General features: G+C 60.0%; 11 protein-coding genes and 1 pseudogene. 8 read left to right on the forward strand and 4 right to left on the reverse strand.

The features are described 5' to 3' along the window. The first annotated feature begins 61 nt into the window (after positions 1-61). The gene (locus CAL26_RS01210; RefSeq protein WP_179283202.1) at positions 62-1,117 is read left to right on the forward strand and encodes a Bug family tripartite tricarboxylate transporter substrate binding protein; all 1,056 of its coding nucleotides are present in this window, start codon (positions 62-64) and stop codon (positions 1,115-1,117) included. Positions 1,118-1,177: 60 nt separating this feature from the next. Beyond that, the gene (locus tag CAL26_RS01215; RefSeq protein ID WP_094845137.1) at positions 1,178-1,870 is read left to right on the forward strand and encodes an NIPSNAP family protein; all 693 of its coding nucleotides are present in this window, start codon (positions 1,178-1,180) and stop codon (positions 1,868-1,870) included. 99 nt (positions 1,871-1,969) lie between these two features. On the opposite strand, the gene CAL26_RS01220 is transcribed toward CAL26_RS01215, so the two are convergent. The 3 genes from CAL26_RS01220 to CAL26_RS01230 form a co-directional block, all read right to left on the reverse strand. Continuing rightward, the gene (locus CAL26_RS01220; RefSeq protein WP_094845957.1) at positions 1,970-3,058 is read right to left on the reverse strand and encodes a Fic family protein; all 1,089 of its coding nucleotides are present in this window, start codon (positions 3,056-3,058) and stop codon (positions 1,970-1,972) included. Between the two features lie 204 nt (positions 3,059-3,262). Beyond that, positions 3,263-3,646 carry a helix-turn-helix domain-containing protein gene (locus CAL26_RS01225; protein WP_306437083.1) on the reverse strand — a complete coding sequence of 128 codons (384 nt, stop codon included), beginning with the start codon at positions 3,644-3,646 and terminating at the stop codon, positions 3,263-3,265. Continuing rightward, entirely contained in the window at positions 3,588-4,871 is a 1,284-nt protein-coding gene (locus tag CAL26_RS01230; protein WP_094845139.1) for a DUF1173 family protein, read from the reverse strand. The genes CAL26_RS01225 and CAL26_RS01230 overlap by 59 nt, the downstream gene beginning before the upstream one ends. A gap of 1,703 nt (positions 4,872-6,574) precedes the next feature. Between CAL26_RS01230 and CAL26_RS01240 the strand changes: the two genes are divergently transcribed. The 4 genes and pseudogenes from CAL26_RS01240 to CAL26_RS01260 all read left to right on the forward strand — a co-directional run bounded on the left by CAL26_RS01240 (position 6,575) and on the right by CAL26_RS01260 (position 18,187). Beyond that, on the forward strand, positions 6,575-7,324 hold the full coding sequence (locus CAL26_RS01240; RefSeq protein WP_094845140.1) for a ParA family protein: 750 nt from the start codon (positions 6,575-6,577) through the stop codon (positions 7,322-7,324). Further along, positions 7,321-8,433 carry a DUF7673 family protein gene (locus CAL26_RS01245; protein WP_094845141.1) on the forward strand — a complete coding sequence of 371 codons (1,113 nt, stop codon included), beginning with the start codon at positions 7,321-7,323 and terminating at the stop codon, positions 8,431-8,433. The genes CAL26_RS01240 and CAL26_RS01245 overlap by 4 nt, the downstream gene beginning before the upstream one ends. A 400-nt stretch (positions 8,434-8,833) precedes the next feature. After that, positions 8,834-9,028, forward strand: a pseudogene (locus CAL26_RS01250) (integrase core domain-containing protein); the annotation flags it as partial. Positions 9,029-9,694: 666 nt separating this feature from the next. Further along, positions 9,695-18,187, forward strand: a complete 8,493-nt coding sequence (locus CAL26_RS01260) for a GH36-type glycosyl hydrolase domain-containing protein (RefSeq protein WP_094845144.1) — start codon at positions 9,695-9,697, stop codon at positions 18,185-18,187. On the opposite strand, the gene CAL26_RS01265 is transcribed toward CAL26_RS01260, so the two are convergent. Further along, positions 18,182-20,041, reverse strand: coding sequence for an AI-2E family transporter (locus tag CAL26_RS01265; protein WP_094845145.1), 1,860 nt, complete (start codon positions 20,039-20,041; stop codon positions 18,182-18,184). The genes CAL26_RS01260 and CAL26_RS01265 overlap by 6 nt on opposite strands. A gap of 1,257 nt (positions 20,042-21,298) precedes the next feature. Here CAL26_RS01265 and CAL26_RS01270 point away from each other — a divergent pair. Then, complete coding sequence (locus CAL26_RS01270) at positions 21,299-21,502, forward strand: cold-shock protein (protein WP_066672932.1); 204 nt, start codon at positions 21,299-21,301, stop codon at positions 21,500-21,502. A gap of 770 nt (positions 21,503-22,272) precedes the next feature. After that, the gene (locus CAL26_RS01280) at positions 22,273-23,415 is read left to right on the forward strand and encodes a sensor histidine kinase (protein ID WP_094845146.1); all 1,143 of its coding nucleotides are present in this window, start codon (positions 22,273-22,275) and stop codon (positions 23,413-23,415) included. The last annotated feature ends 551 nt before the right edge of the window (positions 23,416-23,966 follow it).

Consider the following 23,966-nt stretch of genomic DNA (forward strand, 5'->3'; position numbering starts at 1 on the left):
TTCTGGCCCGGATCGCCGAACAGCCACATCCAGGCATCGGACCGTTATGCAAGGAAGCACCGTGAAAACGACCAACACGAACATGATCGCCGGAACTTCCCGGGATCATCCGCTGCAGGGGCGGCGTCGCGTTCTTCGCGCGTTTGGCCCGCTATCCGCCTTGGCCGCGCTGGGCATGGGCACGATGCCGTTGTCTGCGCTGGCGGATGGGTATCCGGAACACCCTCTACGACTGATCGTGCCGATGGCGCCCGGCGGCGGGGCCGATATTTCCATGCGCCTGATCGCGCAGAAAATGCAGGCTCTGTGGAAACCGGGCGTGTTCGTCGAAAACCGTGGGGGCGGCACGGGAGCGGTGGGCCTGACCCTGGTGAAGTCCGCGCGCCCCGACGGCTACACCATCGTGCTATGCACCGCCAGCCACGCCGCGCTTCAGGCTACCCGAACGGACCTGCCCTACGATCTGTTGAAAGACTTCGTGCCGGTGGGGCAGTTGACGTTGACGCCCTATGTGCTGGTCGTGAATCCCGCAGTGCCGGCAAAGACGGTCGACGAGGTCATCAAGTTGTCGCACCAGCGTCCCAACGGTCTTACCTATGGTTCGGCAGGCATAGGCAGCATGCAGGAGCTGGCGGGCCAATTGCTGGTCAGCCAGGGCCATGCGCGCCTGCTGCATGTGCCGTACACGGGCGGCGGCCCTGCCATGGCGGCAGTGCTGGGCGGACAGCTCGACATGATTTTCGCGACGCCGCAAGAGGCGGTGCCTTTGGTCAGATCGGGGCGCTTGCGGGCAATCGCCGTCACCGGCGCTCAACGTTCGAATCTGTTCCCCGGCATTCCCACCGTGGCCGAAAGCGGCTTGAAGGGCTATGAGGTTACGCAGTTCTACGGCGTGCTCGCGCCGGCCGGCACCCCTGCCCAGGCCGTGGCCACCCTGAACAGGGACTTCACCGCGACAGTCGAATCGCCCGAGGTGAAGCAGCGCCTGGCCGACGAGGGCCAACAGGTGGTCACGTCCACCCCGGAGCAATTCCGGGCGTTCCTGGTCAACCAGATCCAGCAATTCAAGGCCGCGGCGTCAGGGCCTGCCGCGACAGGTGAAAAAGCAGCCCGTTGAACCGAATTTCGTGGGTTGAATCGTGGCGCCAGGCCACATAAATTGGAGGTTTGATCAAAAATGATTTTCCAGCATCGACGTATCGTGTCTCGACAGGGAAAGCTTGAGTCGAGGAACACCGTTTTCCGAAAAATCATCGCCAGCCTGGATGGCCACGGATCACGGCTTATAGGCGCGTGGGAAGTGCTGGTGGGTCCTGATGCGGGGTGCGCCATCTGGCAACTGCGCCAGTTCGCGGACTTGACGGCCTGGGATGCCCACCAGAATCGAGTCAGGGCGGACGAGAACCTGAGGGAGCACCACAACCAGAATCGCACGGTGGACATGACCGAGACGGCGATTCTTCGACAGGTTCCGGTCTCGCCCGCCTTGCCGGAGGAATGGCCCGCGGTTGAAAGCGTCATCAGCGCACCGCGCGGCTATGTTGAGCAACGCACGATGTGGTTCCAGCCCGGCACGACGCGAGAGCACCACAAGATCTACCAGGAAGAGGTTGCGCCGGCGCTTGAACGGGACGGCGTCAGGTTGATCGGGCTTTTCGACACCTACATCGGCCCTGGGACGAGCAACGGCGCGTCTGCCCGAAGCATCGAACTGCGGCGCTTCGACTCACTGGATTGCTGGCAGCAGTGGAAGGAAGGGCAAGACAGCGACCCGGCGCTTCGGGAGCTCATGCGCTCGAAATATATGCAGAAGATCGTGCAAGTGGACAGCGCGCTGATGCGGCCGCTTGACTACAGCCGGATACGCTAGGCGGCGTTACTGCACACAGAGGTATGATCGTGCTGTGGCCCGCGAAGTGGCGAAGCCTGCGGAATGATTGCCGAAAGGATGGGTGGGACAAGCGAATTGTCATTGTTGCGCTTGCAGGCCGCGCAGGATTTCAGTGAGTGCCACGTTCACATAGTAATTCCCACGCCCTATTCTTTGCTTTAGCAAAAAGCCGCCTTCGGCGAGGGCGTCTAGATATCTGGCCGCCGTAAGCCTGGATATTTTCAGATCATCTTGCAGAAACTCTATCTTGGTGTACGGGTGGGTGAATAGATTGTTGATAAGGTCCTGACTATAAAACTTATAACCGGCCCGAATGCGGTGCTTGTAGTCGAAGAGCGTAGTTTTAATGGCGGTAATAGTCGTAACCGTACGTCGTGCCGTTTGCTCCACCGCCTCCAGCATATAGAGAATCCAATCTTCCCAGCCATCCTCGTCGCGGACTTGCTGAAGGTGGCGGTAGTACTCTGATTTGGTATGAACGATGTAGCTGCTTAGGTAGAGGACGGGCACATCGAGCAGGGACTCCTTCACCAGATACAGAACGTTCAATATGCGTCCCGTTCGACCATTGCCATCATAGAAGGGATGAATGCTTTCGAATTGATGATGAATCAAGGCCATTTTGATTAGCGGATCGGCCTCGAATTGGTCGGAGTCGTTGATGAAGCGTTCTAGCTCGGTCATCAATCTTTCGATCTCCGCTGGATCTTGTGGGGGTGTATAAACGGTAATGCCATCGCCATCCCTCAGCGCCGTCCCAGGCAGTTTGCGAAAGCCCGCGCGATTGCGTTCCAGCTCGGTCTGGATCTGAACAATGTGGTTGACGGTGATCAAGCCCGTCTTCCGGACCTGTTCATAGCCCAGCCGCAGTGCCTGACGGTAGCGAAGTACTTCTTTCGCTGCATGGCTCGCGAATGCTTCAGGCACGACGTCGTCTTTGAACAGCTCATCGTGCGTAGTGACGATGTTTTCGATCTCGGAGCTGTCCTTCGCTTCCTGTAGCCCAAGGGTGTTGATCAAGATCCCTTGGTTTGGGATGGAGGCGGCTACCCCTTTGAGTTCGGCCAGGGCGCGGCTGCTACTCGCCAGCTTTTTGAGGATGGGCGGGCTGTCGAACCGACTTGCATCTAGCTGGCTGAGCGGAGGGATGGTGTAGAGGTCGGGCATGGCGGACATGTATAGAAAACGCGATTTTTTATACATGTTACCGGCGACGTGTATAAAAATCCGGCTTTTCTATACATGTCAGCGGCGTCCGAGAGGTGTCGACGGCTTTCAGGCAGGGAAGCAGACCTGCATTCGACCGCCTCGTAGGCCAAGCCGGTCCGCGGAATCTCGTGGTGCCCGGGGCCGGAATCGTATGCCTAATGTTTATGCGGCTTTCCGGGCAATATGGGGAATTTTTGGGGAGCCGTGAGGCGCCAGGAGCCGATCGACTTGCTCGATGGGGATGCGACCGCACCCATTCAGGGAGAGTTTCCCGTCCTTCATCAAGGAGCGAACTGTCGGACGACTCAGTCCCAACATCTCGGCTGCCTGGGTGATAGTAACTTGGCTGGGTCGGGGATGACGCTGCGCGTAGATTTCCACCGCGCGCAAAGCAACGTCGAGGCTCGCCAGGGAGTCACTGTGATCAAGTGTCATTGCAAATCCTAGAATGCCGCGCGGCAGTTTTGGTCGCGTTGTGCGAGGCACATCACACAGTCCGCGATCTCGCGCTCGGGAAAGATGGCAGTGGGACGCCGGATGCGGCATCCCATTGCCACCAATTGCCCGCGCCGTACTTTTCGTCGTAGTGCGCGGTTTTCTCGTTCTTGCGCTCGATATAGTCGGTGTCGGACATGCCCCACACCTCCATCGGCAGGGGATCGCCGGCGTCCAGTAGCCAGAAGTCTGGAAAGACCTGATCCGGGCCTGAATCGAAGCGCAGTGGTTTATCAAAGCGACGTCCTTCGGCGACCAGGCTGGCCGCGGCGGCGGCTTCGTAGCCGGAGTCGACCGGGATCCATTGCGGCGTCGTCAGCATCAGCGCGATGTCGCTGACTTGTGCGCGTACCGATCCGCCCATGGGAGCGGGTACATCGGTCTGTACGATCGCCACGACCTGTTCGCCGGACATCCAACCGTTGACCTCGATACGGAACTTGCGCTGCAGAACGTCCCAGGCCTCGGGCGTAAGCGCAAGGTGGGGGATCCCATGAAACCCCGCAATCGGCAGGCGCTGCGCCTCTTCCATCCCGGCTTGATATTGGGCCAAGGGCGCGACCACAACGAGGCGTCGACGCCGATTCATGGCTTCCGTTGCCTTGGCCTTGTTCAGGTCGGCCTGCCGCCCCGTTGCCGTCGGCGTGGAGATCAGCAGGTTGCCGGATAGGCGCACGCGGCCAACATACGTCGCGGCGGCTACTCGAGGCAGGTGGTGATGCAGCACGCCGAGCGTCCGCTTGCCCTGCGTCGCGGGCGACCACACGTTGAAGCCTGCCTGGGTCCACAAATAGTGCAACAGGCCAAGCAAGGTCATGCTCGCCTGGCTGGAACCTCGGCGCACGGCTGACGCTTTTTGTTCTGTCGGCGAATCCCCCGGACCTTCTTCCGGTGCAGATGTTGGGCGTTGCTGCAGGCCGAGCTTGAGCTTGATTTTCGTGTTGCCGTCATCCAGTTCCTGGACGACGCTGCGGCGATAGGCGCCGAGCTCGGACATTTCGGGATCCACGCCGGAATAGACGCAGTCTTCGCTATGTTCCGGGCCGGTATCGGGGAATCGCGCCAGATGGAAGCGATCCGAATTGGAACGGCTATGAATCGAAAGGCGCTTTTCACCCGGGCCAGGACACAGGCAACGCACCTCGGCCTTCCCGTGGGAAAGCACAAGCACGCGCTTCCACGAAGCGGCATATTGTTCTTCGGTCTGGAATTCGGGGGAGTAGGCGCGGCTCGCGCCGCCCACGGAGATCTCCGCTGGGTAAAGTTTGCGATCCATGGAAAGGTCCCGATGGCAAAGCATGTGTTTAGCTGCTAAACAGCCCATCCGAATCGGTGCGCTCCGCGGGGCGTGTTTAGCAGCTAAACACGGGCCTTTGATGTGAACGCCGATTCGGATGCCGCCTGCGAGATACCACGACGCGGGCGGCGTCTTGCCGACTTGCACGGCACAGGTGCGTTGTTCTCCGAACCTGGTCTTCGCCAGACACGTTACTCGCCACGTGAGGCATGAAGCTGTTGCTGGGGCGCTCGCGTGAAGGCATTGCAGTCGGATTCCCGTCTGTATCTGCTCGGCTTTCATTCGAGCGACCTGATTGCTGGCCGTCTTAGCGGCGTTGCCACGGTGAGTCGTCGCTCTCGCGAGATCAATGTGCCTGTCAGGCTCTGCACCTGTCCGGATTCACTACGCCGACCTATTTCGATCGACGGGCTTCACGGGCCACCACTTGGCACACTGATTCTTGCCGCTTCTTTTTCGTCCAGGGCATGCGGCTATCTCCCGATCGCGGCGCTTCTCAGCGAACGCGGGACATGTGGTGTTTCGTTGTGTTAAAGAGCATTGGCAAGCAAATGTACTTTTTAGTACATGTTCCGTCAATACCTTTTGGTACATATTTCAGATCTCCGCGTTTTATCGCGAATTAAGCGAGGGCAGCTACAATAAGATACATATGTATCGCAACGCCCCAGTTCCAAGTTCCGGTTAGCTGCTGTCAGCGCTGCCCCGTTAGCCGCTCGATTTGTCGCGGCTCCAGACCAATCGCAAGCGCAGACGATTGGAGGGCGCGGCTGTGCGCGTGCCGCATGAGCCATACACCGGTGAGTGCAGATTAAGCCGATCTTTTTTTCTGCATTGCCCCCGCGATGAACTCGGAAACACGTATATCGAGTTCATGCTTCTTCTCCGCGCTAAGCGTCACGAAGTCATCATAGGAGGCGACCCGAAAGGGCCAAGTCGGGGAGGGGAGAGGTGGATGGTGTCTCTCGCGTGCTGGCGAGGGCAAATCGGAAGCCGCAGCGTGCAAGCCTTCCAAATATCGCAGAGGCATGCCGACTTTTGCCTCGAGGTTTCTAGCTCGCCTTGAGCCGAAGCTCTTGGTCCGGAGCAGCTGAGAGATCTCGCTTTCATTAAGGCTATGCGCCTTACAAAACGCGCGCGTGTTCGGGTAGTGCGCTTGTATCCACGCCCTAAGTTGGTCCCGACGGACCTGCATTTCGTGCGCGGCGGCGTCCATGCAGCGGATTCTGCATGACCCACCGGTGCTTTACCAAAAAGTACAAGACATTTATGCCAAAAATATGTACTCTTTAGTACATATGGATGCCATCAAACGATTCGCCCGTATTGAGCCGCTTATTCATTGGCTCAAAACAACGCCCATCACCGAGGCGCGCGCGCGATGCCTCGCGCAACGCACCACATGGGACTACGTCCGACAAATCGCCTATGGGTACAAATTGGTCGGGCCCCGCAAAGGCCTTGCGATCGAGCGTGCCACTGGAGTGCCGCGAAGTGTCTTGCGCCCCCGCGATTTTTGGCTTACTTGGCCAGATCTTTCGCCCCCTGCCGTCACGGACCCGCCGCACGGCCAAATCTGTCGGGAGTGACTGCCCATCAACCCACCCATAGTGTGTTTAGCCGCTAAACCGGGATAGCCGGGGCCAGGCGGCGAGGAAGTTCCAAATCCAGAGGATCATCCAATGAAAACTGTTGTTGTCGCACAGAACAAAGGTGGAGTGGGAAAAACCGCTACCGCTGCGCATATCGCCTTTCACGCCGCAGAGGCAGGCCTGCGTGTCCTGGCCGTAGATCTCGATACCGGCAACTTGTCGAAGACGCTCGCTAGGTACCAGCTGACCATTCCTGCGAGTTCACTGTTCCTCGATACGCTGCCGCCAGCAGCAGCGTCTGATAGTCCAATCGGATTGATCGCGGCTGACCTTTTGCTTGCCAACGTCATCTATCTGCCGCTGGACCAGGCGCTCATGAATTACCCGGTAAATCTGCGGGCCTTCGAAACGCAGGGCTATGACCTCTGCGTGATCGACACCCCTGCGAGCATCGGGATCGCGACGATCACGGCTCTTCGCAACGCCGATGCGGTTATCAGCCCGGTCGAGATGGAGGACTACAGCATCGAAGGCATCAAGGGGATGATGCGCGTCATTCTCAATGCGCGGCAGCACAACCCGAGGCTTTCCTTCCTAGGGATCGTGCCGAGCCGGGTAGATAGCCGCAATCCGAGGCAGGTGCGCCATCTTGCTGCGGTCCGAAGTGCCAACGAAAAGCTCCTCGCTCCGGTAGTCATCGGCCTGCGCACAAGCGTGGCAGAGGCACTTGCTAGCGGCGAGGCCGTCTGGAAAAGCCGCAAAACCTCAGCCCGCGCGGCCGGTGCCGAAATGCGTGCGCTAGGGGTGCATGTCCTCGACAAGATGGGGGTCGCGAAATGAGTTTAGACGCTAAACCTGAAGGTGCCGCCGGCATTGATTTGGCAGGACTTGGCGATCTGGCATCCATGTTGGACGCTCCGATGCACACCGCCGGCGAAGCGACCTACTTCGATCTGGCTGTGATCCACGAAGATGAAGGGAACTCCCGTACGGCCGACAATCCCGGATTCAGCGCCGAGAGCATCAACGAACTGGCCACGTCGATCGCGAAGAAGGGCATCAAGTCGCCGATTTCGCTGCGTCCGCATCCCACCATGCCGGGTCGTTTTGTTATCAACCATGGGCATCGCCGTTTCCGCGCCGCCGGGGTCGCGGGACTGACGCAGGTCCCGGCATTCGTAGACGCGGACTTTGACGATATCGACCAGGTCATCGAAAACGTGCAGCGCGAGAATCTAACTGCGCGCGAGATCGCAGACTTCATCGGGCGCAAGCTCTCCGAAGGCATGGCACAGGCGGATGTCGCCGGAATGCTGGGTAAATCCAGGGCCTGGGTGAGTCAACACGTTCGCATGCTCTCACTGCCCGACCCTGTCGCCCACGCTGTGGTGACTGGTAAGGTCCAGGATGTCACATTAGCCAATGAGTTGGCGAGCGCCCACCGTGAGGCGCCGGCAGCGGTGGAAGCGTTGTTGACCAAGACGGATACGAAGCCCACGCGCAGCACGGTTAAGGAGATCCGCAGGGATGCCAAAGTGGCAAAGCCGTCGCCTATGCGTAAACCGAATCGCGAGGCGATGGCTTCCGCGAAAGCGGAGCTGCAACGCAGGCGCAACAGGGACGCACTGACCCACAGCGAGCCAGCGGATCTCTCGTTGCACCGGGAAGGCGTCGACGCACTCTGGCGGCTAATCAAGATTGCGAACCAGTACACGGGGCAAAGCAAACGCGTCGCGGATTTTCTTCTCGCTTGGTGGAACGCGACCAGTTGCGGTGGCTTCGATCTCACGGACCTGTGGAGCGTGGATCGCGAAATCGCGGACGACATGATGCGCGTGCTCTCTCTCATTCGCCAGACGAAAGCGTATCCAGGCACGCTATCCCCCACGATCCATGCGGCATTCAAGTCGCTCGTGACCAGCAGGCGGCCGCACCTGGTCGATGAATAGTTCCGGTCGATGGGAATTTAGCGGCTAAACACTGGCTCGATGCTCATCGGAGGCGATCCCATGTTCGTAGACTTCCTCTTTCGCATCCTATTCCTCTCGCAATTGCAATCGGTTCGCCGGCAACGTTCGTGAGGGCCATGTCGTACCTGCTCGGCATTGGTGTCGCGCTCAATTAGGCAGCGTTGGTGTTCCCCGGGGCCACAGCGGTAGAACAGCACCGAATGCCGGTCCTGCTTCGACGCCAGTGCACTACGTGTATGCGTCTGAGCGCGTCCCTGCGCAGAACCGCGTCGTCTAGATCGCCTAGATGGATGAAGGTGGAGCAGCCTAAGAGCCTATGGCTTTGTGCATGACCGGCTTCGGCGACCACTTGGCTCACGGCGGTCGACCTGTGGACATCCGTTGGGAGCAGGAGTGCCTGAACAACCATAGGTCCCTGTCATTTGCCGACGCTAAGGAGAAAATCGATGGCTGGCGGACGTACTATAACGAGGTTCGTCCACACTCCGCGCTGAAGTGGCAGGCACCTGCCGAATACGCGCGTTGGCGCTTGGCCGAAGGCCAAAACGCTGTCTCCAATGAGTCGGAAATTTAGGCTTCTGATCCGGACTAATTCGGGGTTGGGGTCATACGCCGAATTTCTCGAATTTAGATCGGGGTGGGTATGCATAAGCTTCGACGTCCCGCGCGGTGTGCTGTGCTGTTTGGTAACCAGAAAAACTCCGGCTATCAACCCAGTTCTTGACAGGCTAGCCAATGTCGGTCACATTGGTTTCAAGACTCAAGTACCGCGATTCTGTTCCGTCCTGCGCCCAAGCGCTCTACCGTTCATAGTCCTTTCCTTGGAATCCCGCTCGAAGGAGCATCCCTCCACCCCAAGGAATGACCATGCAGGCGTACATCTTCAAGTGGTTCTACTCCGCTCGGCGCTTCGGTTGCGGAATGCTGAGGTCCTGCTGCCACGGTCTGTTTGACGGCTGGGGGGTAATAGGGAGTCGTGGCGTTTCGACATCCTCGAGGAACCGGTGCATGAATTTCATTATCGACGGAGGCGCTAAAGCCTCCGAGCCGATCAGAATTCGCGATCTGTAAAACTAAGCCCTCGATCGAGGGCTTTTTAATTGCGATCGACAACATTAGGAGCGACAACCATGGCGAAAGGCCAGATCCGCGGCAATCGAGAAGCGAAAAAGCCGAAGCAACCCCCCAAGCCGGCGCCTGTTCCGGCAACGGGCCCGCGCCCTTCTACCGGGGGCGAGCAATCAAAACCAAAGCAAAAATAAAGAACTCGGCGCGCTGGGATGACCGAGCGCCGGTCAGAAGCGAGCTATTCGGCGCCGAACGGCTTGCTCAACATGGGCGCAGCTTGGCAGAAGCCCAGAAGGTCAGTAGTCGGCCGCCTCGGGTATTGGCGCTGCGCAAACGCCTGGACAGCAACGCCGCCGCTCTTCTGTCAGCCTATCGTGAGAGCGCACAGGAACTCGAGAAGGGTCGCAGCGTGGAACCTGCGGCAGATTGGCTACTTGATAACTATCACGTAGTGGAAGAGCAGATCCGGCAGATTCGCGAGGATTTGCCTCCAGGGTATTACCGGCAGCTTCCTCAGCTTGCCAACGGTCCTTTTGAAGGCTATCCACGAGTGCTGGGTGTCGCCTGGGCGTTCGTGGCCCATACGGACAGCAACTTCGACCCGGAAATATTGCGGCGCTTCGTTTCCGCATACCAGGAAGTCCAGGCGCTGACCATCGGCGAGCTGTGGGCGATTGCCATCACTCTGCGTATCGTGTTGGTCGAAAATCTGCGCCGCCTCGCGGAGGAATTTGGTGCCGGCCGCGCGGCCCGGCAGGAGGCGGACAAAATCGCCGATGCCATGTTGCATCCGGGGGATGCCGGCGACTCGAGCGCGGCTCCAACTATCGATACCTTGAAGCACATGCCGGCGGCTCTGCCCGAGATATTCGCTGCGCAACTGAGCAAACGCTTGCGTGACCTAGATCCGCAGGAAACGCCAGTCTTGAGCTGGCTGCAAGGACATCTCGACGCGCAAGGCTCCACTGTTGAAGATGTGGTGCGGCAGGCGCAGCAATGGCAGGGTGCAGCCAACGTCAGCGTGCGCAACGTGATTTCGAGTATGCGCCTCATCTCCGACATCGACTGGGCGGAATGGTTTGAAAGTGTCAGCCTGACAGACAGATGCCTTCGGGAAGCTTGCCCTTTTGCGGAAATGGATTTCGCGACGCGGGATCTGTATCGCAAGGGAATCGAGCAGCTAGCTCGTGGCTCGTCCATGAGTGAGCTCGAAGTGGCTCGGAACGCTTCGGCAATGGCAGCAGCGGCCCTTGCGGAGCCTTGTGATTCCGACCGCGAACGTCGTGGCGATCCGGGCTTCTATTTGGTCGGCAGGGGTAGGACGGCCTTGGAAGTCCGCATCGCATATCGGCCGCCACTGCGCCTTCGCCTGGACCGTTGGGCGACGCGGTCGGGAATGCTGGGGTACATGGGCCTGATCGTTGTCCTTTCATTCGCCCTTGCCGGATTGGTGGCCTGGGTTATGGGAATCACAACGATGGGCGCGATGCCGTTCCTGCTGCTCGCGTTCCTGCCCGCCACCGAGCTCGCGACTGCCCTGGTGAATCGCTTAGTCACCTGGAAACTGGGCGCCGCCGTACTGCCAGGGGTCGATATGACTCGCAACGTACCCGGTGAGTGCCGAACTTTGGTGGCTGTGCCCATACTTCTCACCACCCAAGCCGCGTTGCTTGAGCAGGTGGAACAGCTGGAAGTCCTGTTCCTGTCCGGGGCCGGCGGCGACCTAGTGTATGCGTTGCTCACAGATGGCCTGGATGCGGAATCCGAGATCATGGCGGGCGACGAGGCGATGCTGCAGGCCGGCGCTTCGGCCATTGCGCATCTGAATTCGAAGCATGGCGCGGCGCCCGCCGGCAGCAGATTCCTGCTCCTGAATCGCCGCCGGCTCTATAACCCGCCCGAAGGCGTATGGATGGGATGGGAGCGCAAGCGAGGAAAATTGCACGAGCTGAACAGACTGCTGCGCGGCGCCACGGACACGAGCTATACGCCGATCGAAGGGTTGTCGCAGCGTTTATCGCCCGGCGTACGCTACGTCATTACGCTCGATGCCGACACACGTCTGCCTCGTGATGTCGCGGAAATGCTGATAGGCAAGATGGCACATCCGTTGAATCGGCCACGCTTCGACGCCGAGCGCCGACGAATCATCGAAGGGCACGCCATTTTGCAACCCAGGGTGACGCCATCGCTGCCGCGCCATCGGGAAGGTTCCATTTACCAACGCCTGTTTTCCAGTCCTGCGGGCATGGACCCATACGCGGCGGCGGTGTCCGACGTCTACCAGGATCTATTCGGGGAAGGTTCGTACGCCGGCAAGGGTATCTATGACGTCGATGCATTCGAAGAAGTGCTCGCCGGCCGCGTCCCTGACAACACGATGCTGAGCCACGATCTTTTCGAAGGCATATTCGCGCGGGCGGCACTGGCATCCGATGTGGAAGTGATCGAGGAGTTTCCGGCGCGTTACGACGTAGCCGTCCGCCGCACGCATCGATGGACACGCGGCGATTGGCAATTGTTGCCATGGATATTCGGCCGCCGCAAACGCAGTGGTGCCTTGCCCAGCGCAGGTCGGGGAAAGATGGCGGACAATCTGCGACGGTCCCTGCTGGCGCCTGCAGGTTTCCTGGCGCTGCCGGCGACGTGGCTCTTGCCATTGCATGCGGCATGGACTGGTACTCTTTTCGTCTTGCTTTGCCAGGCAATCCCGGCATTGTTATCCCCATTCAGCTTCGCCACGGCGCGTCGCAGGGGAGTCGCGTTCAGCCACCGCACCGCGATATTTGCTAAGGACCTGTCCCAGGCTGGCCAGCAGGTCTTCGCGACGTTCACGCTACTGCCCGATACTTCGTGGCGAATGGCGGATGCCATTATCCGCACGCTTTGGCGCCTGGCGGTCAGCCGGCGGCATTTGCTCGAATGGACCACCGCGGCGCAATCGGCAAGCGTCGCCCGATCCGGCGTCGCCGGAATGTATCGCATGATGTGGCCCGGCGTGTTGCTGGGCATCTTCGCTTGCGTCGCGGTGCTCTGGATCCATCCGCTTGCATGGCCGCTGGTCACACCCTTTCTCTTGCTGTGGGCCTTCGCACCTCTTTACGCTTGGTGGATCAGCTGTGCGAGCGCGCTCCCGTCCCAGCTGCGTATCACCGAGTCGACCGAATTGTCGCTGCGAAGGACGGCGCGGCGCACCTGGCGATTTTTCGAAACCTTCGTCACACGCAACGATCATCTGTTGCCGTGCGATAACTTTCAGGAGACGCCCACACCTGTGCTGGCTCGACGCACTTCGCCAACGAACATGGGGCTCTACCTGCTGTCCATCGTGGCGGCACGCGATTTCGGTTGGATCGGGACGCAAAAGGCAATCGATCGGCTGCAGGGCACCCTGGCCACGATGCGCAAGCTTGAACGCCACCGGGGACACTTCCTGAACTGGTATGCCACGGATGACCTGCATGTTCTTGCGCCGGCCTACGTCTCTTCGGTCGACAGTGGCAATCTGGCGGGACACCTCATCGCGCTGGGCAATGCCTGCCGTGAGTGGAGGGAAAGCCCGTTCGGGCAAACCATGCGCCAAGGTTTGCAGGATACGATCGCTTTGGCGCGGGAGACCATTGCCGAAATGGCCATGGCCGGTAACGATCCGCTGCGTCAATTGACGCAAGCGCTAGACGAAATGGATGTGATGCTGTCCGACCGGCAGGACACCCGATCGTTGCTGCCCGCGCTGTTGCGTCTTGCGACCAAGGCTGGTCGCTACGCGCGCACGCTGGAGCTGGGGGGAGCCGACGGCTCGCCAGCCGACCTGACGTTCTGGACCGATGCGCTTGCCGCGGCAATTCAGGAGCATCGCTCGGACGTCGATGCATCGCGTCATCGAGGTGAAACCGACGCCCTGTTGCTGGCGATCGCGAGGGAAGCGCGGGAGATGGCTGTGGCCATGGAGTTCGGTTTCCTGCTTGACCCGGAACGCAAGCTGCTTTCGATCGGGTATTCGGTGGCGGAAAACAGGCTGGACGCGAGTTGTTATGACTTGCTCGCCTCGGAAGCTCGGTTGGCGAGCCTTTTCGCGATTGCGAAAGGAGATGTGCCCTCCAAGCACTGGTTGCGGCTGGGGCGGACTTTTACGCCGGTTGGCCATGGCTCTGCGCTTATTTCCTGGTCCGGCTCCATGTTCGAGTACCTCATGCCTTCGCTCGTCTTGCGAGCGCCCGTGGGAAGCGTGCTGGAGCAGACCAATCGCTTGATCGTGAAACGCCAGCAGCAATACGCGGCAGAGTTGGGTATCCCGTGGGGCGTGTCCGAATCCGCCTATAACGCCCGCGACATCGAATTCACCTATCAGTATTTCAATTTCGGCGTGCCTGGGCTTGGCCTGAAGCGCGGGCTTTCAGAGAATGTGGTGATAGCACCCTACGCCACGGGCCTGGCGACAATGATCGATCCGGAAGGCGCGCGTGTCAATTTTGCACGCCTTGCGCAACTAGGCGCCTCGGGTCGATTCGGCTTCCACGAGGCCTTGGACTTCACCCCTACGCGCTTGCGCGAGGACGAGGAGGTCGCCATTGTGCGCAGCTTCATGGCCCACCACCAGGGCATGACGATCGTCGCCATTGCCAACGCGGTGCACAATGGCCGCATGCGCGACCGATTTCACCAGGAACCGATGATTCAGGCCTGTGATTCGCTACTGCAGGAACGTGTGCCACGCGATTTGACGGTGTCGCACCCTCGCGCAGAAGAAGTGAGAACCTCTGCAATGCGCGCCGAGCGTTCGGGCAACAATGTCCGGCGATACTTTCAGCTTCCTCCCGGACCGCCACATACGCACCTGCTGTCCAATGGGCGTTACACGGTAATGCTCACCACTGCTGGGGGCGGATATAGCCGTTGGCGCGATAATGCCATAACCCGCTGGCACGCCGATCCGACGCGCGACGCAATGGGGTCACGGATATTCTTGCGTGATTTGCGGCTCGGAACGACGTGGTCGACCGTCCCGCACCACGAGGACAACAAGAGCACGCAGTGGCGCATCGAGTTCTCCGAGGATCGAGCGGATTTCACGCGGCGCGATGGGTCGCTGACGACGACGATGCAGATACTGGTATCGGGTGAAACCGACGGCGAAGTCCGCCGCGTTTCGCTGGTCAACAGCGGCCGCCGCGCACGCAGTATCGAGCTGACATCCTTCGCGGAGCTGGTCCTCGCGGCACCCGTGGCTGATCGCGCCCATCCCGCATTCTCCAAGATGTTCGTGGTAACCGAGTTTCTGCCTGAATATGGCGCTTTGCTCGCTACGCGCAGGCGACGCTCTCCCGAGGAGCCCGAAATCTGGGCGGCCCATTTCGCCGTGATCGAAGGCGAGTCCCTGGCGCCGGTTCAGTACGAAACCGACCGCGCCCGCTTCCTGGACCGCGGCGCGCACGACTGGCGGCCTGCCCCTCATACCAGCGTCGAGTCTCTTTCCAATACTGTCGGAACCGTACTGGATCCCGTCTTTTCCATCAGGCATAGCGTGCGGGTGCCTCCGGGCCAGTCTGCCCGCATCTCGTTCTGGACCCTTGCAGCGGATAGCCGTACTGCACTCCTCGACCTCGTGGACACCCACCATGACCGAAGCGGCTTCGAACGCGCCGAAACCCTCGCCTGGACCCAAGCCCAGGTGCAATTGCGGCATCTGGAGATGCATTCGGACGAGGCGGCGCTTTTCCAGCGGCTGGCTGCTGCGCTGATCTTTCCGGATTCACGCTTCAGGCCGCCCTCCGCTTCGATCATGCGTGGGGCAGGGAGCCAGTCAGGACTATGGGCTCATGGCATATCAGGTGATTTGCCCATGGTGCTTCTGTGTATCGACGACGTAGAGGATATGGCGGTCGTCCGGCAGTTGCTGCGGGCGCATGAGTATTGGCGCATGAAGCGACTCGCGGTCGACCTGGTGATCTTGAACGAGCGCGCTTCGTCGTATGTGCAAGACCTGCAGAATGCCATCGATACGGCGGTCCGCAGCAGCCAGGCGCGACCGCGATTCGGTGCGGAGCTCGCGAAAGGCGCGGTCTTCACGATGCGATCCGATCTCATGACGCCGGCCGGCCGGGAACTCTTCCAGTCAGTCGCCCACATCGTCCTTTGGGCGGCTCATGGGGTCGTTGCGGATCAGCTTGCACGCATCGTGGAATCGTCGCCCCGCGCGTCGGCGGCTCTTCCCGCCCAACAGTTCACCGAAGTGTCGCCTCCCGTCGCAACGGACTCAGAGCGCGAGTTTTTCAACGGGACTGGAGGCTTCGAGCAGGATGGCCGCGAGTACGTCGTTGAGCTGCAAGGCTGTGCCGTCACGCCCGCGCCGTGGATCAACGTCATAGCGAATCCCCGATTCGGATTCCAGGTTTCCGCGGAGGGCAGCGGCTATACCTGGGCGGAGAACAGCAAGGAAAACCAGCTGACGCCGTGGTCGAACGATCCGGTCCTGGATCCGTGCGGCGAGGCGCTATACCTGCGCGACGAAATGAGCGGCGAGTTGTGGACGCCTACCGCGCTACCTGTGCGCGGACAGGAAGCGTATGTGGCCCGCCACGGCTTCGGCTATAGCGCCTTCGAATATCGGCATGCGGAAATCGCCAGCACGCTGGTTCAATTCGTCGCACCCCAGGATCCTATCAAGATTTCGCGCCTCACGCTCGTCAATCATTCCACCCGCATGCGCCGTCTGTCGGTCACAGCTTATGTGGAATGGGTGTTGGGGTCTGCGCGCAGCGCATCGGCTCCGTTCCTGGTCACAACACGGGACGAAGCCACGGGGGCGGTGTTCGCGTCCAACCCATGGAGCCTGGACTTCGGGGGACGAACCGCTTTCGCGGACATGGCAGGGACTCAGGAGGCGCTGACCGCGGACCGACGCGAGTTCCTGGGGGACAATGGCGACCTTGCCGCGCCGCGGGCCTTGCAGGATGGGGAAACGTTGTCCGGACGCTGCGGTGCGGCGTTGGACCCTTGTGCCGCCCTACAGCGCACCCTGGTGATCGAGCCGGGCGCGTCCGTGGAGGTCGCGTTCTTTCTCGGTCAATGCGACTCACCCGAGAACGCACGCGAGCTTGTGTTGCGTTATCGCCGACGAAAGCTCGAGGCCGTACTGGACGAGGTTAAGTCGGGTTGGGCCGATCGCCTAGGCGCAATCAAGGTGAAGACGCCTGATCGCGCCATGGATGTCCTGCTCAATGGATGGCTGCTCTACCAGACTATTTCCTGCCGGCTGTGGGCACGTTCGGCGTTCTACCAGTCCAGTGGGGCATTCGGCTTCCGCGACCAGTTGCAGGACAGCATGGCACTGGCTTTTGCGATGCCGGAGTTGGGGCGGCTCCAACTGTTGCGAGCAGCTTCCCGACAATTCGTCGAAGGCGATGTGCAGCATTGGTGGCTGCCGGAATCCGGCAAGGGCGTGCGCACGCGCATCTCGGATGACCGGGTATGGCTGGCATACGCGGCGGCGCACTATGTCAGGCACAGTGGTGACGAAGCCGTCATGGATGAGCTTGTCGGCTTCATTCGCGGACCGGCGCTCGATCCGAGCGACCACGACGCGTTCTTCCAACCGACGCAATCGGACGAAAGCGCCGATTTATTCGAGCACTGCGCGCGCGGCCTCGACCAATGCATGGCGCTTACCGGCGTGCGGGGATTGCCTTTGATGGGCACGGGCGACTGGAACGACGGCATGAGCAGGGTTGGGCAAGCCGGCCGTGGTGAAAGCGTGTGGCTTGGTTGGCTATTTCGCCGTACGGTGGATTTATTCGAACCGATAGCTCGGGCGCGCGATCCCGTGCGTGCCCAGCGATGGCGCAAACATGCCGATCGGGTGGTGCAGTCCATCGAAGCTCACGCATGGGACGGCGAGTGGTACCGGCGCGCGACGTTTGACGACGGGATTTGGCTGGGCTCTGCCGCGGGTGATGAATGCCGCATTGATTCCATCGCCCAGTCTTGGTCGGTTCTGTCGGGTGCCGCGGATCCGCAACGTGCTCGGACCGCCATGGCCAGCCTGGAACAGCATCTGGTGCGCCACGACGATGGGCTCGCACTGCTGTTCTCCCCGCCATTCGACCGAACTTCCCACGACCCGGGATATATCAAGGGCTATCCGCCAGGTTTGCGCGAGAATGGTGGCCAGTATACGCACGCAGCGCTGTGGGCGGTCCTCGCCTATGCAAAGCTAGGAGAAGGCGACAAGGCCGCCGGGCTGTTCTCGATGCTCAACCCCATCAATCACACGCGAGCTCCGGCAGACATGAGGCGCTACAGAGTGGAGCCTTACGTCGTCGCAGCGGACGTGTATTCGGTGGCGCCCCATACTGGACGAGGTGGCTGGACATGGTACACAGGGTCGGCGGGCTGGATGTATCGGGCAGCTGTCGAGGGCATTCTGGGGCTGACGCGGAGGGGGATGGCCTTGCAGATCGAGCCGTGCTTTCCTGCGGCGTGGGAGGGCTTCGAAGCGGTCGTGCAGGTGGCCGGAACGGTGATTGAGTTGCGAGTGGAGAATTCGACCGGACTCGGGCACGGCGTTACATCCATGCTCGTGGACGGCGAGGTCCGACCTCTGAAACTGGGACCTGCAACGGTCCGCCTGGACGGCGGCCGGCATCGCGTTGTCGTCACCCTATGACTGTTGAAGAAGGGCTGGCGATGCAGCGTTAGGTTCCAACCCCTCCTCAACCCGCGCGAGACGTCGGAGATACTCGCCGAGCGTTGCGATACCAATCGCCGGCGGAAAATGGCCTCTTTCGTCTCCAGCTTCCGTCGCCCCCAAACCGATGGACAAGGTCGCGAGGGGGGCGCGTTCATGCAGGCGATGAACGAGCACGCGCAAGTAGGCTCGTGGCGATTCGGCGTCCATCGAGATGATGCAAATCTCGCTGGTGGCACCGATCTCAATATTTCCCGCCAGCGTATCCGGGTGCCGCGCATAGGTCGCCGTGCCGGCCGCAATGCCTTCCCTGTGCAGCAGCTGCACCAGCACGGTCGATAATGCCTCGTCGAAAATCCCCCGTCCCGCGATGCACAGTACTTGAGCGCCGGTATCTGGCCGCGCATGTGCAGCGATGGCGGCGGCCGGTGGTATGGGTTGTGCGAGTTCGACGCAGCCGTCTAGGATATCGTCAAGGGTTTCCTTCATACGCGTCAGGCGCTCCGGTGGTATAACGCCGCGCAGCGCGTCGTTGCGTGCGAGACGCAGTCCCTCCACCAGGACGCCATCGTAATACTGCGCCAAGCTCATAGATTTCAACAGCTCTTCCGCCTGTTCTATCGCACTGTCCGGGTCGTCGGCCAGTAACCGTTGGTAGAAAGTGGTCGCCGGGGTGAGTGGAGGCTTGTCGCCGAACAGGATATCCAAGAACTGCAATTGTTCGACGTGCCTACCTAGGATGACCAGGCATAGCGTCAGCGGCGTCGACAGTATTAGGCCCACAGGGCCCCACATCCCACTCCAAAATATCGCGGCGATGATGACCGCCACGGGCGACAGTCCGGTGCTGCGGCCATACAGCCAGGGCTCCATGACCTGTCCCGCCAACAGATCCACCGCGAGAAACAGGCCGAGCGTCCAGAACAGCATGGACCAGTCGGGACCAGTCGCGGCTAGCGCGAGCGCCAGTATCGCCGCCATCCAGACGCCGATATACGGTACGAATCTGAGGCAGCTAGTGATTACGCCCAGGAGGATTGCGCCAGGAACACCGATGATCGATAAGCCGATGGCCACGACAAGGCCAGCCCCCAGGTTGATCCCGAACTGTGCGACGAAATACCGGCTCAGGCGATGTGCGGCTTCATCGAGCGCCGTGGTCGTCCGATGCAGGTCTCGTGTGCCGCACAGCCGTATGAGCCGATCTCGCAGGTCCTCGCGCTGCAACAGGATAAATACAGTCACGACCAGCGCAATGCCGAGTGTCTCTAAGGGACCCAGGATCGGCGCGACCAGGCGCTGGGCGAAGCTGAGTGTCGAGAGCTCGGCAGGGTCCGCCTGCGTCGCTTTCGGAGCCGCGTTCGCGGCCGGACGAGCATGGCTGGATGAAACATCGGCCGAGCCGTGGCCGCCTCCTATCCGTTTTATCGCGGAGGTCGCGCCGGAGATCAGTCGGTCGGCGCCGCCGATAACAACCGCCTGGAACCGATCGACCTTTGATTCCAAGGCTGCCTGGTATTTCGGTAGCTCCGAGGCTAGGGAGCCGACCTGCGCGCCTATGATTCCGGCAACAGTGACGCTAAGCCCCAGCCCAATCAGCGCCGACAGAAGTACGGACGCATGCCGTCCCAACCTGGCGCGGCTGAGCAGGCCGACTAATGGCGCTATTAGGAAACTCAGTAAGATCGCGAGCGTCACAGGAATCAAAAGTGCCCTTCCGAAACGCAATCCGGCGATCACGATGACGGCTGTGACCAAGCCGGTCAACGTTCTTAAAAGAGAGGCTTCTGTGGCACCGAGTCTTGCAACCGGGGGCGGCGAGTCGGATGGCATCAATTTCGCATTCCTGTGTGGTATTGCCAATGGTTGAGCGCGCCACGAGCGGACGGTTCACGGTTGGTAAATCGACGTCTGTTCCAGATCTTGGACGCCGAAGCCTAAGGTGGAGATATCGTGTGGCTCGTCTGTATCCGCTGCAGGTGAAGACGGGTGCGTTGAAATGAATTCAGCCGCTAAACCGAGGGCGCTCCCGGCATTGACCTAGCCGGCCTTTGTTATCTTGCGTCTATGTCGGATGCCCCGATGCATGCCGTCGGCGAACGTACCTGCATCGGCCAGCAATGATTCACGAAGATGATGGGAGCTCCCGTACGCCGGCAATCCCGGATTTAATGCTAGAAGCATTCAGGAACTGGCAGTGTGCGTCAAGAAGAAGTGCCGCTGGCTGGTAGCGAAGGAAGGGGGGCCCCAATGGCGTTTGTCCGCCGGATTGGAGATCATCGCCGTGAACGGCACTTCCTTGCCCGCTGAGCGGATGGGGACCTGTCTACCATGCCATAACGTACGTATGTTGGTATGGGTTGTGTGCTATCGACGCCGAACAAGGAGTGGCGCTTTGGACGCACGCCCGAAGAGCGTAAGCGCTTGCATGAGGGCATGTCCTTGCTGAATTTAGGTTGCCTGGCAGTTTGGCGCTCCGTCGCTTGAGTTGGCGAATCATCGGCAACGTGGCTCGAAGGTGCATGCGCAGCTTGAAAGGTTTTGGATTCTATGGCTAAGCCTGGCACGGTACGACCTCTGAGGTGCTCCTGGTCGACGATGACGACCTGTGCGAAGCATTACAGCTGAGATGGTCGGGATGCTGGGTCATTCCGTTCCTACCGCTGCCTCCGCGGATGAGGCGCTGGCATTGCTGGACGGCGATGGACTGATGTGATGCTGGTGAGATTGGCCTTGACGGGAAGTCAGGTGTCGAACTAGCCCGAGCCGTTCGGCGTAACAGGCTCGAGATCGGCATCGTCTACGCCTCAAGGCAAGATACGCCTCCTGGTGCGCCGCCTGGTGGCACGCTCCGCAAGCCTTATCGCTCAATGGAGATCGCCGCAGTGCTTAAGCCTTTCCTCGATAAGATCTCATCGACCCATCGAGATAACGCTTGACGCAAGGCTGTGGTGGCCCCATAGTGATGATAGATTTTCAAGCGTTGTGATCGTTCGGTTGTGTCGAGTAAGTAGTTCGCCATCATTGTCCATTTACTCCTTGATCGTCTCTATTTCGGACGTGCGTCCGTATCTCATCAAGGATTTCTATATGGAAACCGGTATCGTTAAGTGGTTCAACGCTGAGAAGGGTTTTGGCTTCATCATGCCTGAGAGCGGCGGCAAGGATCTGTTCGCTCACTTCTCCGAGATTCAGGGCGGCGGATACAAATCGCTCGAAGAAAATCAGCGTGTAAGCTTCATCGCTGGGCAGGGCGCCAAAGGCCCGCAAGCCACGAAGATTACGCCCCTGTAAGTGCCGATGACCGACTAGTTCGGGTATAAGGTGCGGAAAAGGCCCTCCTTGGAGGGCTTTTTTGCTTTTTTGCTTACTGCTGGGGTTCGCCGCTGTGCGCTGGGAGCTTCTCCGTACGCTCCGTAGAGGCGTGTTTGGCCAACCGCTTCGCGTCTAGGTTCTCTTAGCGGTCTCGGACCGTAGCCCTCCTCGTGGATAGGGTCTAAGTCGAAAAGAGTGCCAATGCTGGCCTTTGGCGCATATGAGCTCTGCCATTCCGGCCCTCTGATGCCCGCGGGTGGGCTTAGGACACCAGTGCAGACACCTTCTTGATACATACCGGCTGACGTACATAACGGGCATGTTCGCATCCCGTTTCCAGGCCGCCTCGAACACAGCTAGACGAGCGACGCACGGCATATCGACGTCAGCCACCACGGGGTCGAAAGCGTCGCTAGACTCGGGCGCTGCAATCGCCGCAACGCCACGGTCAACGCCACAAGGCTCGAAGCCTAGTTCCGTAAGCAGTTCGACCATCATGAACAATACGAGGCAGTCATTGTCTACGACTAGGACGCGTGAAGGTATGCACCGTACCACCATCGTGTTGGTTCAACGACTGTAGCAGCCGACGTCCGCCTTGGTCCGTCCCAGATATGTAATTATCGGGGTGGTGCTTTGCGCAAAGGCGGATGAGCATAGCGGAAGCGTTCCCATAGAGAATCACACGCTTTTACTTTAAACTTTTGGCGTGATGGGAACGAAACCGCGACTGGCGCCCGAGACCGAATATGCACCTCGCCAAGTTCATCGAGGAAGAGAAAGAAGCGATTGTGGAGCAGGCTGTAGAGTTCGCGCGCACGCTTACGGCGCTGACCTCGGCCAAGGAAGCGCTGCTCCGGAACCACATTCCAGCGATCTTGCAGAGCATCGCGGTTGACATCAGGACGGATCAATCCGAGAGCGCTAGTATCGCGAAAAGCCGCGGGGAATCGGCTGCAGGATACCTTACCTTAAATAGCGGCGCCGATGAGCACGGCTTGCAGCGCGCGCAGGTTGGCTTGTCGCTAGAGCAGGTCCTGGCGGAATATCGCGCCCTGCGGTCTAGCGTACTACGGCTCTGGGCCACACATCATTCATTTGCCGAGCACGACATATCTGAAATTCAGCGCTTCAATGAGGCAATAGACCAAGCGATTGCGGAGTCTGTCCGGGCGTTCGTCGCCGAAACCGAGAAGCGGCGCGAGTTGTTCCTGGCAGCGCTTGGGCACGATCTGCGTGGTCCACTGAATGCAGTGTCGCTGACCGCCGGGGCTATCCGACACACAGGACCACCCGAAACGCATCGTTTCGTGGACGTTATATCGCGGAGCGTGGCTAGGATGAGCCGCCTGCTTGGCTCGTTGCTTGATTACAACCTGGCGAAGTTGGATGGCCATATGGTCTTGGCGACGTCAATCGTGAACTTGGACCGAGAATGCGAAGAGGAGCTGGAGATGCTGCGCGCGGCGAATCCAGGCGCACGCATTGAGTTCGAGGTTGCCGGAGATTGTCGCGGGGTGTTTGATGAATCGCGCGTCCGTGAGGCCCTAGGTAATCTGGTCTCCAACGCCGTTAGGTATGGTGTGTCCTCCCGTCTCATACAAGTGAAAGTCACGGGGACGGACAATACCGTTGAGCTGGCTGTGACAAACGCTGTTGAAAGCGCGATTCCCGATACGGAACTGGCGCTGCTTTTTGAGCCGATGCGCCGTGGGGCGACAAATAGCAGTCGTGCCGAAGAAAGGGCGAGTTTAGGACTCGGGCTGTTTATCACCAGAGAGATCGCTCGAGCGCATGGTGGCGATGTTCGAGCGGTTTGTCGCGATGGGCTCGTTAGCTTTGGCATCTGGCTTCCCAAGACCAAAGCGCTTTCGGATCGCTCGTCGACGTAGGCGTCGGCTGAGGTTTAGGGAACGCGCGTAGGGCTACCTATAGTCTCGCGAATCGAGACCTTATCTCATCGCCGGCTGACCGCCCCCCATGTGGATAGCGATCTCCGATGCTCGCGCAATGGCCGACGATGGTTTTCGTATACTCCAGCAGTTCGGATGTGATTTTGCCTCCCGGGGGCAGTACGGCCGTGGCTTGGGCAATGACCTCGAGGTCGTCTGCGCACATCGTACGGAGCTCATCGTGGTGCTGCATACCTATTCCTTAGGATTGGCGCCGGCGGTCTTGACGACCAGCGCAGCAACCGACTGGTCGGCGGAGCAATGATCCAAAATCCCACATTACTGCTACGCCCGCAATTTGCCAATTCCCGGACGGGCCTTCTGGCAGGATCACGACCATGCGCTCGTCCACGTTCGGCCGGTGATCCTTGAAGAGCGGGTGCTGGTCGACGTTGATGGTCAGCATCGTATAGCCTCGATCCATTCGCCTGCTTGCTGGCGCCGCTCCCGCTTGGTCTCGCTGAGTACTAAATGTAATCATAAGACTCTGG

Source organism: Bordetella genomosp. 9 (assembly GCF_002261425.1).
Lineage (GTDB): Bacteria > Pseudomonadota > Gammaproteobacteria > Burkholderiales > Burkholderiaceae_B > Bordetella_C.

Excerpts from the sequence above, each read along its gene's own strand:
- CAL26_RS01240 (WP_094845140.1), top strand. The coding sequence starts at position 6,575 with ATGAAAACTGTTGTTGTCGCACAGAACAAAGGTGGAGTGGGAAAAACC.
- CAL26_RS01225 (WP_306437083.1), bottom strand. The coding sequence starts at position 3,646 with ATGCCGCATCCGGCGTCCCACTGCCATCTTTCCCGAGCGCGAGATCGC.
- CAL26_RS01265 (WP_094845145.1), bottom strand. The coding sequence starts at position 20,041 with ATGCCATCCGACTCGCCGCCCCCGGTTGCAAGACTCGGTGCCACAGAA.
- CAL26_RS01215 (WP_094845137.1), top strand. The coding sequence starts at position 1,178 with ATGATTTTCCAGCATCGACGTATCGTGTCTCGACAGGGAAAGCTTGAG.
- CAL26_RS01230 (WP_094845139.1), bottom strand. The coding sequence starts at position 4,871 with ATGGATCGCAAACTTTACCCAGCGGAGATCTCCGTGGGCGGCGCGAGC.
- CAL26_RS01245 (WP_094845141.1), top strand. The coding sequence starts at position 7,321 with ATGAGTTTAGACGCTAAACCTGAAGGTGCCGCCGGCATTGATTTGGCA.
- CAL26_RS01280 (WP_094845146.1), top strand. The coding sequence starts at position 22,273 with ATGCACCTCGCCAAGTTCATCGAGGAAGAGAAAGAAGCGATTGTGGAG.
- CAL26_RS01270 (WP_066672932.1), top strand. The coding sequence starts at position 21,299 with ATGGAAACCGGTATCGTTAAGTGGTTCAACGCTGAGAAGGGTTTTGGC.
- CAL26_RS01220 (WP_094845957.1), bottom strand. The coding sequence starts at position 3,058 with ATGCCCGACCTCTACACCATCCCTCCGCTCAGCCAGCTAGATGCAAGT.